General features: G+C 74.1%; 5 protein-coding genes. 1 reads left to right on the top strand and 4 read right to left on the bottom strand.

The window, feature by feature from the left end; genetic code table 11:
• Window positions 1-28: 28 nt before the first annotated feature.
• The 4 genes from HPC71_RS13105 to HPC71_RS13090 all read right to left on the bottom strand — a co-directional run bounded on the left by HPC71_RS13105 (window position 29) and on the right by HPC71_RS13090 (window position 4,197).
• The gene (locus tag HPC71_RS13105) at window positions 29-1,498 is read right to left on the bottom strand and encodes a carbohydrate-binding protein CenC (RefSeq protein WP_154616440.1); all 1,470 of its coding nucleotides are present in this window, start codon (window positions 1,496-1,498) and stop codon (window positions 29-31) included.
• Between the two features lie 146 nt (window positions 1,499-1,644).
• Entirely contained in the window at window positions 1,645-3,201 is a 1,557-nt protein-coding gene (locus tag HPC71_RS13100; protein ID WP_216656413.1) for an exopolysaccharide biosynthesis polyprenyl glycosylphosphotransferase, read from the bottom strand.
• A gap of 10 nt (window positions 3,202-3,211) precedes the next feature.
• A complete protein-coding gene (locus HPC71_RS13095) occupies window positions 3,212-3,751 on the bottom strand; it encodes a glycosyltransferase (RefSeq protein ID WP_154616441.1) in 540 nt (179 codons plus the stop codon).
• Entirely contained in the window at window positions 3,748-4,197 is a 450-nt protein-coding gene (locus HPC71_RS13090) for a glycosyltransferase family protein (RefSeq protein ID WP_154616442.1), read from the bottom strand. Before HPC71_RS13090 ends, HPC71_RS13095 begins: the two co-directional genes overlap by 4 nt.
• A 209-nt stretch (window positions 4,198-4,406) precedes the next feature.
• On the opposite strand from HPC71_RS13090, the gene HPC71_RS21095 reads away from it, so the two are divergent.
• Entirely contained in the window at window positions 4,407-11,819 is a 7,413-nt protein-coding gene (locus HPC71_RS21095; protein ID WP_154616443.1) for a PKD domain-containing protein, read from the top strand.
• Window positions 11,820-11,903 lie beyond the last annotated feature (84 nt).

Below are 11,903 nucleotides of genomic sequence, written 5' to 3'. Positions count from 1 at the left end.
GGACCCGCCGGGACCCGCCAGCGCGGCGTCACGGCAGCGGCAGCGCCGCCGAGCCTCGGAGGCCGTTGGCGAAGTCCTGGCGCTTCGAGCCGCTCCCGAGCCGCCAGGAGCCGTAGGCGTTGACCTCGGTGTTGAAGTACGCCGCCGCGACGCCGCCGCGGGCCACCATCTGGTCGAAGGTGCGCTCGATCCAGTCCGGGTCCTCGGCGTGGCCCTCGTCGGTGTAGGCCCACTCGGCCATGCCCCACGCGACGTCCTGCTCCGCGGCCCAGGTCTGGAGCCGGCGGAAGTACCGGTCGTCGAAGTCGGGGAACTCGGTGATCCTGCGGCCGTCCTTGACCACGCCGTACTCGTTGTAGAGGTCGAAGCCGGCGACGTCGACCTTCGTGCGGGGCCAGAGGTTGTCGAGCCGGTAGGCCGCGTCGCCGTAGAACTGGTTCCAGCCGGTGAGCACGACGGTGTAGGCGACGTTGGGGGCCGAGCCCCGGACGATCGGGGCCAGGTGCTCCTGCATCCGGCGCCAGGCGTCGATGTCGCCGTCGCCCTCGGGCTCGTGGTGGAACGCGACCCAGACCGGGCCGTCGAGGGCGGCCAGCCGGCGCGCGAGGTCGGTGACCCAGGCGTCACCCGCCCCGGCGGCCATCTTCTCCCAGGAGTGCGGGAGCTTGAAGCTGATCCAGGGCAGCCGACCCCGGGCGAGGTCGGCGGTGGCGTGGCGGACGGCGGAGGCGACGCCGCGGGCGTCGAAGAACGTGCGCCGCACGCCGAGCCGCCGGCCGGCCTGCTGCTCGAAGGGGGCCGGGTCGGTGTTGGCGCCGTACGCCGCCCCGAAGTACGCGCCGCAGGACGGGATGCCGCGCGCGCTGTGCCGGCACCCGGTCGTGAGCAGGCCGGCGGCGACGGAGGCCCGCGGCGGCCCGGTCGTCAGGGAGACGTCGTCGACGAGCACGTCGAGCCCGCTGTCGTTCGCCGGCAGGACGAGGCGCACGCGGAGCGTGGAGCCGGGACGCCGGGTGGTCAGCGGGACGCGCACCGCGGTCCAGGTGTCGGCCGTGGGAGTGGTGCTCCGGCGCCGGGACTGGACCCACCGGCCCGACGCGGTGACCTCCCGGGCGACGACGGTGACCTCCTGGCCGGTGGCGGCCGTGCGGATCCAGACCTCGGCGGTGCCGGTGGTGCCGCGCGCCCGGTCCCGCGCGGCCGTGCTGGCGCGGACGTCGACCCGGGCCCGGACGGGGCGCTCGGAGTGCACGCGAACGGCGCGGGAGCCGCTGCGGGAGGTCGTCGAGGTGCTCAGCCGGGCGCCGGGCTCGCCGGAGACCGACCAGGCGGTCGTGCCTCGTTCGGCGCCGCCGTTGCGCACGCCGGGGTCGGGTGCCGCGGCGGTGGCCGGGCTGTGGACGGGGATCGTGGTGAGGAGCAGGGCGGCCGCCGCGAGGGCGGGCGCACGGGTGCTGGAGGTTCGGATGGCTCTGGCCTCTGCAGTCGGGGACGCCACACCGGGCTCGGCGGACGCGTCACCGTAGGGTGGCGAGGAGGGCCCGGGCACTAGGTCATGCCCCATTCGGGGTACGTCGGCGCCGATCGGTTTCGCGTAGGCCGGGTTCGCCCGGGGCGGGTTCGCCCGGGCCGGGTTCGAGCCAGTCAGTAGGCGCCGTCGTGGCGCAGCACCGCGCGGACGGTGCGCAGCAGGATCCGCAGGTCCAGCCCGAGGGACCAGTTGTCGACGTAGCGCAGGTCGAGGCGGACGGTCTCCTCCCAGGAGAGGTCCGAGCGGCCCGAGACCTGCCACAGGCCGGTGATGCCGGGGCGGACGGCGAGCCGGCGGCGCGTGTCGGGGTCGTACCGCTCGACCTCCTCGGGCAGCGGCGGCCGCGGTCCGACGAGCGACATCTCGCCGCGGACGACGTTGACCAGCTGCGGGAGCTCGTCGAGGGAGTAGCGGCGCAGCACGGCGCCGACCCGGGTCACCCGCGGGTCCGAGCGGACCTTGAAGAGCACGCCGTCGGTCTCGTTGAGCGCCTCGACGCCCCCGCGGCGCTCCTCGGCGTCGGCGACCATGCTGCGCAGCTTGAGCATCGAGAACGGGCGGCCGTTGCGCCCCACCCGGGTCTGGCGGAACAGCGCCGGGCCGGGGGTGTCGCGGCGCACCGCGAGGGCCAGCACGGCCAGCAGCGGGGCGAGCAGGACCAGCGCGAGGGCGGCCGCGGCGCGCTCGGCCGCGGCCTCGAGCAGTCGCCGCGCCCCGGTGAGCTCGGCGTGGCGCACGTGCAGCATCGGCAGGTCGCCGGCGTACCCGATCCGGGCGCGGGTGGCGGCCACGTCGAAGAGCCCGGAGGCGACCATCAACGAGGTGCCGGAGGCCTCCAGCTGCCAGCTGAGCCGGCGCAGCGTCATCGGGTCGAGGTGGCGGCAGGGGACGACGATGACCGCGCGGGCCCCGTGCTGCACCACCGCGGTCGTCAGCCGGTGGAAGCCGCACGTCTCCGGGACGCCGAGGGATCGGCCCGAGCGGGTCGGGACGCAGACGCCGGCGACGCGGTACCGGTGGCCGCGGCTGCGCTCGAGCTCGCCCAGCACCCGAGCGACGTCGCGGCGGTGGCCGGCGACGACCACCGGGACCCGCGCCCGGGCGACGCCGGTCCAACGGTCCCCGACCAACCGCTGGGCGGCGCTGACGGTCGTCGTGATGACGGCCAGGGCGAGCAGCCGGCCCGGTCGGATCGTCGGCTCGAGGAGGACGGCCCCGGTCGCGGCCGCGGCGACCAGCACCACGCCGCAGCGGCCGACCCGGCGGACCTGGTCCAGCCGGGAGGCGATGTGCGGGTCGTAGCAGTGGTCGGCCGAGAGCAGCAGCAGCCAGGTGACGACGAGCAGCACGAAGACCACCGGCGTCGGGGTGTCCCGCGCTGCCACGGCAGCGCCCATGCCCGCGGCCAGCGTGTCCCCGGCGGCCAGCCGCAACGGCGGGCGCCAGCGCCCCCGGCCGCCGCCGGTGACGTCGTGGGCGAGGATCGCCGAGATGGGGCTGCGACTCGAGCGGCGGGGAGCCGGGGCCGGAGCCGGCTCCGGGGCGCCGGGCGGCTGCTCGTCGGGCCCGCGGGCCGCGGGAGCCGCGGGAGCCGCCGGGAGGGCGGGAGCCACGGGGGAGGCGGGGAGCGCGGGGAGCGCGGGGAGCCCGGAGGGCACGGTGACAGTCACGGGCGGCGCCTCAGGTCCGGTGGAGGAGCTCGTCGACGAGCCGGCCGAAGCGGGCCGGGGCGAGGTCGGCCACCGGACCGTCGCCCGGCGGAGTGCCGCCGGGCGGGACCGGTCCGGCGGGTGCGCCCCGGCCGCCGACGAGGGCGATCGAGACGGCTCGACGGAAGTCGGGCAGGTGCTGGGCGGCCGCGACGAAGCCGGCGCCGGCGATCCTCGCCACGAAGCGCTGCTGGTGGTCGTCGACGTGCTCGCCGAGGCGGGGGTCGCGCGGCACGACCACGGGCAGGTGGCCGGCCGCGCGCGCCTCCATGATCAGGCCCGGACCGCCGTGCGTGACGACGACCGCCGCCCGGTCCAGCAGCGAGGAGAGCTCGGCGAGGCCGAGGACGGCGGCGCCGGTGAGGTCCGGGGGCAGCGTCGTCGCGCCGTGCTGGACGAAGACGTCGGCGCCCGTCGCGCGGCGTACCTCGCGGGACCAGTCGACGAGCCGGTCGAAGGGGTGGTGGTCGGTGCCGAGCAGGACGGCGACCAGCGGCGTGGGGGCGGTCACCACACGCTCCCGAGGAGGACGCTGGAGCGGTACATCTGCTGCTGCTCGGGCCACTGGACGAGGAACAGGTCGGTCACCGGGCGGCACAGCCGGCCGGTGAGCGTCGGCGTCTCGATCCGGTCGAAGACCTCGAGGTAGACGCTGGCGACGCCGTAGAGCCGGTGCATCCAGAAGAACGGCACGGCCACCGCGGCGCCGGTGCTCACGACGACGTCGGGCCGGACCTCGGCGAGCACCCGGCGGGCCAGCGCGGTGTTGCGCAGCAGGTTGCCGACGTTGCGGGTGGTGGGGTGGTGCGCCCAGGTCACCTCCTCGCCGGCGAGCTTGCTCACCGCGTCGGGGGTGTCGAAGGTGACCCAGTGCCGTTCGTGCTCGCCCCACCACGGGCGCAGGCACATCAGCTGGGCCAGATGGCCTCCGGACGAGCTCACGAGCAGCACCTTCATGACGCCTCCTGCGGACCGCGGCGGTCCGACCCCGGAAACGCTAGGAGCGGGCCACTGCCAGGGCATGCCCAAATTCGGTGACCTCCCGACCCGGGCGTCGAGGACCGGTCGGCCCGGGCCCCGGGTCCATCAAATTTGGGCATGAGGACCTACCCGCGCTGCACCCACGATGCGGAGCAGGCCGCTGTCCTGCGGCCGTCCTCCCGTGGATGGGTGAGCTCGTGTCCCTGCACTCCGCTTGGCGCCCCGCGCCGACTCCGCCGCCGTCGGCGGCCTCCACTCCCACCCGTGCGCCACGTGCCCTCGGGAGCCGGCTCCTCACCGCGCTGGTCTCCGTGCTCGCGCTGGTCCTGCCCGTGCTGGCCGTGACCGCCGTGGGCACCGCGCCCGCGCAGGCGGCACCCGGTGTGGTCGGGTTCGTGGCCGCGGACAGCACGGCCGGCAACCGCACCGCCCACACGGTGCGCGTGCCGGCCGGCGTGCAGGCCGGCGACGCCCTGGTGCTCACGCTGACCACCGGCTCAACCGGCGAGGCGTTCACCGACACGCTGCCGGGCTGGACGCTGGTGGAGTCGCGCGACGGCAACGGGATCCGCGGCCGGGCCTGGACCCGGACCGCGACCGCCGCCGACGCGGGCACGAACGTCACCGTCACGACGAGCGCGTACATGAAGTCCGTGATCGGCATCGCCGCCTACCGCAGCACGGGTGCGGCGGCCGTCGTGGAGAGCACGGTCGGCGGCAGCGACGCGAGCGGCACCAGCCACACCACCCCGAGCGTCCCCGTCACCGCCGCCGGGTCGTGGCTGGTCAGCGTGTGGTCGGAGAAGTCCTCCTCGGCGCTGGCCTGGACCCTGCCCGCCGGCACCACCTCGCGCACGACAGCGACCGGCACCGGCTCGGGCAAGATCAGCGCGGTCCTCGGCGACTCCGCCGGCCCGGTCGCGGCCGGCTCGCCCACGACCCGCACCGCGACCACCGACGTCGCCGCCTCGCGGACCGTCCTCTTCTCCCTCGTCGTCGCCCCCGGTGAGGTCGCGGACCCGGTCAACACCGCGCCGGCCGCCGCGTTCAGCTCCACCTGCGACCAGCTCACCTGCACCTTCAACGCCACCGGCTCCACCGACGCCGACGGCGACGACCTGACCTACGCCTGGACCTTCGGCGACGGGCAGACCGGCACCGGCGCCACCCCCACCCACACGTACGCCGCCGACGGCACGCGCACGGTGACGCTCACCGTCAGCGACGGCACCGCCACCGGCACCGTCTCCCGCGCCGTGACCGCCTCCGCGGCCGTCGCGCAGGGCCAGGTCAGCTTCGTGGCCGCCGCCAGCACCAACGGCTCGCGCACCAACCACCGGGTGGTCGTGCCGAGCACCGTGCAGGCCGGCGACGTGCTCGTCGCCTTCCTGACCATCAACAGCGGAACCCCGACGATCGGCGCCCCTGCGGGCTGGACCCAGCTCCAGGCGCGTGACGGGGACGGCCTGCGGGCCCGCACCTGGACCAAGGTGGCGACCGCGGCCGACGCCGGCGCCGACGTCACCCCGACGACGAGCACGACCGTCAAGGCGGTCGTCGGCGTCGCGGCGTACCGCAGCACCGGCGGCGCCGACATCACCGCCTCCGCGATCGGCGGCAGCAACACCAGCGGCTCCAGCCACACCACCCCGGCCGTGCCGGTGGCCCGCCCGAACTCCTGGCTGGTGAGCATCTGGAGCGAGAAGTCCTCGACCACCGCCACCTGGACGCTGCCGACCGGCGCCACCCAGCGCACCACCAACGCCGCGACCGGCACCGGCCGGATCAGCGCGGTGCTCGCCGACTCGGGTGCGGCGGTCCCGGTCGGCACCGCCGCGGGCCGCACTGCCACCACCAGCGCCGCCGTCTCGCGGACCGCGCTGTCCTCGATCGTCATCGGCCCGGACCAGGAGGAGCCCAACCGGGCGCCGACCGCGTCCTTCACCTCCAGCTGCGACGCGCTGACCTGCGCCTTCGACGCCAGCGCGAGCACCGACCCCGACGGCGACCAGCTCACCTACACCTGGTCCTTCGGCGACGGCGCGACCGGCACCGGGCGCACCGCCCAGCACGCCTACACCGGCCCGGGCTCGCGCACCGTGCGCCTGGTGGTCGGCGACGGCACCACCACCGACGACGCCGAGGGCACGGTCGACCCGCAGCCCGCCGTCGTCCAGGGCGACATCTCCTTCGTCGGGGCCGCCAGCTCCCAGGGCGCCCGGACCAACCACAGCGTCCGGATCCCCACGGCCGTGCAGGCCGGGGACGTGATGGTCCTCTTCCTCACCACCAACGACTCCGTCACGGCGGTCACGGCGCCGGCGGGCTGGACCCAGCTGGGTGCCCGGGACGGCAACGGCATCCGCGGGCGCACCTGGACCAAGGTGGCGACCGCGGCCGACGCCGGCACCAACGTCATCCCGACGACGAGCGAGACCGTCAAGGCCGTCGCCGGCCTCGCGGCGTACCGCGGTGACGACCTCTCGGTCAGCGGCTCCGCGATCGGGGGCAGCAACACCAGCGGCACCAGCCACACCACGCCGACGGTGACCGTCCCGGCCGCCAACTCCTGGCTGGTGGGCATCTGGAGCGAGAAGTCCTCGACCACCGCCACCTGGACCTTGCCGACCACCGCCACGCAGCGCACCACCAACGCCGCGACCGGCAGCGGCCGGATCAGCGCGGTGCTCGGCGACTCCGCCGGCCCCGTGCCGGTCGGCACCGCGGCGGGTCGCACCGCTACCACCAGCGTCGCGGTCTCGCGCTCGATGCTCGCCTCGGTGGTCCTCAGCCCCGGCCAGGCGCCGCCCAACCAGCTCCCCGACGCGGCGTTCACCTCCAGCTGCGACGCGTTGGTGTGCAGCTTCGACGCCACCGGCTCGACCGACGCCGACGGTGACCCGCTGACCTACAGCTGGGCCTTCGGCGACGGCCAGACCGGCACGGGCGCCTCGGTCCAGCACACGTACGCCGCCGCCGGCTCGCGCACGGTGACCCTCACCGTCAGCGACGGCACCGACACCGACACCGCGACCGCGTCGGTCTCGCCGACCTCCGGCGTGGTCCAGGGCTCGGTCAGCTTCGTCGGCTCGGCCAGCACGGCGGGCAACCGGTCGGCCCACGCCGTCCGCATCCCGGCGACCATCAAGCCCCTCGACCGGCTGGTGCTGTTCCTGACCTCCAACTCCACCGAGGTGGCGCTCCCGACGGCCATCCCCGGGTGGACGCTCCTGCAGTCCCGTGACGGCAACGGCATCCGTGGCCGGGTGTGGACCCGCAGCGCGACGCCGACCGACGTCGGCGCCGACGTCACCGTCAGCACCGCCTCGTTCATCAAGTCCGCGATGAGCGTGGCGGCCTACCGCAGCACCGGCACCGGACAGGTCTCGGCCTCCGCGATCGGTGGCAGCAACGTCAGCGGGACCAGCCACACCACGCCCTCGGTCCCCGTCAGCGGCGCGAGGTCCTGGCTGGTCAACGTCTGGAGCGAGAAGTCCTCGACCGACGGCACGACCTGGACGCTGCCGGCCGGTGCGACCCAGCGCTCGACCGCCGCGGCCACCGGCAGCGGCAAGGTCTCCATCGTGCTCGGTGACTCCGCCGGTGAGGTGCCGGTCGGCACCGCAGCCGGCCGCACCGCCACCACGAGCTCGGCCGCGACGCGGACGATGCTCTACTCCGTCGTCCTCGACCCGGGCACCGACGCCTCCACGACGAACGAGGCCCCGACGGCCGACTTCGTCGCCGGCTGCTCCGGCCTGACCTGCGAGTTCGACGCGAGCCGGTCCTTCGACCCCGACGAGGACCAGCTGACCTACACCTGGGACTTCGGCGACGGCAGCACCGGTGACGGCGTCGACCCCGCGCACACCTACGCCACCAACGGCCAGCGCACCGTCCGGCTGACCGTCAGCGACGGCGCGGAGCAGGACGTCGAGACCCGGACGGTCGCGACCTCCCCGATCAGCCCCGCGCCCGGCCACGCCCGGCTGGTGCCCGACGTCCCGCGCACCAACATGCCCTACATCGGCAACGGCGAGATCTGGGACATCGAGTTCGTCGGCAACCGCGCCTACGTCGCCGGCACCTTCACCTCGATCGCGAACCGCGCCAACGGCAACAACACGACCTACCAGCAGGCCGGCCTGGCGGCCTTCGACGCCACCACCGGCCTGGTCGACCCCTCCTTCCGCCCGGTCTTCGGCAACGGCGGGGTCGAGGCGGTCGAGGCCTCCCCGGACGGCACCAAGCTCTTCATCGGCGGCAGCTTCGGCACGATCAACGGAGTCAGCCGCAAGGCGCTCGCCCGGATCGACCCGGCCACCGGGGCGGCCATCACCACCTTCCAGGCCAACGGCAACGGCAAGGTGCAGGAGCTCGCGGTCACCAACACCACGGTGTACGCCGGCGGCCGGTTCTCCCTGATCAACAACGTGCCCCGCGGGGCGCTCGTCGCGGTCGACCCCACCACGGGCGAGGTCCGCTCGGACTTCGTCAACAACCTCAGCGGCGGCATCGGCACCAACGGCGACCTCACCGTCCAGCGGCTCAAGCTGACCCGTGACGAGGGCCGCCTGCTGGTCGTCCACACCGGCCGGCAGGTCAACGGCCAGGACCGCTACGGCATCGCGATCATCAACACCCGCACCAACCAGCTCACCCCGTGGCGCAGCCGGCTGTGGGAGGAGAACCTCCAGTACGTCGGCGGCATCCAGCGCATCTACGGCGGCGACATCTCACCCGACGGCACCTGGTTCGCGGTGAGCAGCGGCTCGGGCGGCGACCGACCGCCGATCAACGACACGATCATCGCCTACCCGATCGACGGCGGCGACAACATGCAGCCGCTGTGGATCTCCCGGGCCTTCGACAGCGTGTACTCGGTGGCCATCTCCGAGCAGGCGGTCTACATCGGCGGCCACTTCGCGTGGAACGAGTCGCCGACCTCGCCGCAGCCGTGGCCCGGTCTCGACGACCAGGGGTACGGCACCGGCCAGGGCCTCTCGGGCTACGGCCTCGGCGACGCCGTCGTCCGGCGCGAGCACCTGGGGGCGCTCAACCCCGCCGACGGCACCGCGCTGGAGTGGAACCCGACCTCGAACTCCTACGAGGGCAACAAGCACATCGAGCTGACCCCGCGCGGGCTGTGGACCGGGGGCGACGCGACCACGCAGGGTGAGTACAACGTCGGCGGGCTCGCGTTCTTCGACTTCTCCTCGGTGCCCGCGAGCAACGGCGTGGAGACGACGATCGTCGACCCGATCGAGGGCCGGATCAAGCCGGTGGCGGAGTCCTTCACCGTCAGCGGGACCGCCTCGGCCGCCAACGGCGTGCGCAGCGTGCAGGTCGAGATCATGGACCGCGGGTCGCGCCGCTACCTCAACGACGACCTGACGACCTGGGGCTCGACGTCGAGCAACACCATCGAGGCGACGCTCGCCCAGCCGGGCGGCCCGTCGACGGCGTGGACCCTGCCGCTGACGGTCGCCAACAACCGGGAGCTGAAGATCAGCGCCCGGGCGATCTCGACCAGCGGCGGCCAGGACCCGTCGAAGGCGACGAAGAAGTTCGAGACCTTCGGCACCGCCGACCAGGCGCCCAACACCAGCGTGAGCGGCCCGGCCGGCAGCCTGGTCAACACCCGGACCTTCACGATCACCGGCACCGCGACCGACGACGTGGGCGTGAGCTCGCTGAGCCTGGCGCTCAAGGACTCCCAGAACCGCTACCTGCAGGCCAACGGCACCGCGACGGCGACGTACAACGCCTTCCGGGTGACCCCGGACGTCGTGGGCGGTGTCTCGACGACCTGGTCCTTCGAGGTCACGGTGCCCTACGAGGACACCTGGACGGCGCAGGTCCGCGCGACCGACACCGCCGGTCAGGGCGACCTCGACACCGCCGACCGGTCCTGGCTGGTCGCGGAGAACGCCGTCGCGCCGACGGTGACGATCAGCCAGCCGGCGGCGATGACGCCGCCGACCGCGGTCGGCACCGTGCAGGTCGCCCCGGGCCAGCCGGTGACCTTCAGCGGCACGGCCAGCGACGACCAGAACCTCGCCTTCGTCGAGATCACGCTGCGCAACACCACGACGCGGGAGAACCTCGCCGCCGACGGCACGTGGGGGGTGGACGTGATCGCGGGGCAGTACCGCATCTCGCCGGTCAACATCCCGGGCGCCACGTACGCCTGGAGCTGGACCACCCCGTTCAACCTCAAGCCGGGCTCCTACACCTTCAGCGTCTCCGCCCAGGACGACCTCGGGCTCAGCACGGCCAACGCCATGCAGGGCCGGTTGAACCTGGCCGCCCAGATCGCCGGCGACGCGCCGCCGGACGGCCGGCTCAACGTCACCGGCACGATCACCGGTGGGCAGACGCTGCGTCTCGACCTCGCCGGCAGCGCGACCGACGACAAGGGCGTGGCGGAGGTCCGGATCGCGCTGGAGGACCAGGACACCAACCGCTACCTCCAGCCCGACGGCACGATGGGCGCCGCGTTCGCGACGCGCAACGCGGTCCTGGCCACCCCTGGTGGTACCAGCACGACCTTCACGCTCCCGATCGACCTGCCGACGCAGGGCGACTGGGCGGTGACGGCCTACGCCTACGACACCGCGGGGCAGCAGGACACCTCCACGACGGGCGCGACGGCGCGCTACCGGATCTACCCCGGTGACCAGCCGCCCGCCCTGACCGAGAACCTGTTCGCCCCCGTCGAGGGAGCCACCTTCCCCGACGGCAAGATCTTCATCAGCGGCCGGGCCGAGGACGACCAGGCCATGCAGCGGGTGGAGGTGGCGGTCGTCAACGCGGCCGGGCAGTACATGAGCAGCTCGGGCACGTTCACCTCGACCACCCAGAGCTGGCGCGCGGCGTTCCTCAACAGCCCGGGCACGCCGGGGTCGAACTTCTCCTACACGACGCCCGTCATCCCGGCCGGCGCCTACACGGTCCGGGCCCGTGCGGTCGACCAGCACGACCAGGTCACTGCGGTGCCGATCGAGCGGCGCGTCACGGTGACGGTTCCCGACGGCAACCTGCCGCCGGTGCCGAGCTTCACCGTCGCGTGCAGCCAGAACGTCTGCACCTTCGACGCCCGTGGCTCGACCGACGAAAACCCGACGGCGCTGACCTACTCGTGGAACTTCGGCAACGGCAGCGGATCGGGGGCGGTGGTGACGCGGACCTACACCGCGGCCGGCACCTACACCGTCACGCTGACCGCCCGCGACGAGTGGGGCACCACCGCCACGACCACGCAGACCCTCACGATCACGGAGCCGACGACGAACCAGCCGCCGAACGCCGTCTTCAACGTCCCGGCCTGCACCAACCTGTCGTGCAACTTCTCAGCGGGCGGGTCGACCGACCCCAACACCGGTGACACGCTCACCTACCGGTGGAGCTGGGGCGACGGGACCGCGGACTCCACCGCCTCGAGCGCGACCCACGCGTTCGCCGCGGCGGGGACCTACACGGTGACCCTCACCGTCACCGACGGCTGGGGCAAGGCCACCACCGCGACGCGGTCGGTCACGGTGACCGCCGCACCGGCACCCACCGGCCGGATCGCGGCCAAGGAGGTCGGCGCCTAGGCGATCTCGGGGGTCTGACCTCGGGGGTCTGACCTCGGGGGTCTGACCTCGGGGACGAGGGCGGGGCCGCTCCGGCCGTAGGGT

Source organism: Nocardioides marmotae (assembly GCF_013177455.1).
In the GTDB taxonomy this organism is placed as follows: domain Bacteria; phylum Actinomycetota; class Actinomycetes; order Propionibacteriales; family Nocardioidaceae; genus Nocardioides; species Nocardioides marmotae.
This window is presented reverse-complemented; position numbering and strand designations above follow the sequence as displayed.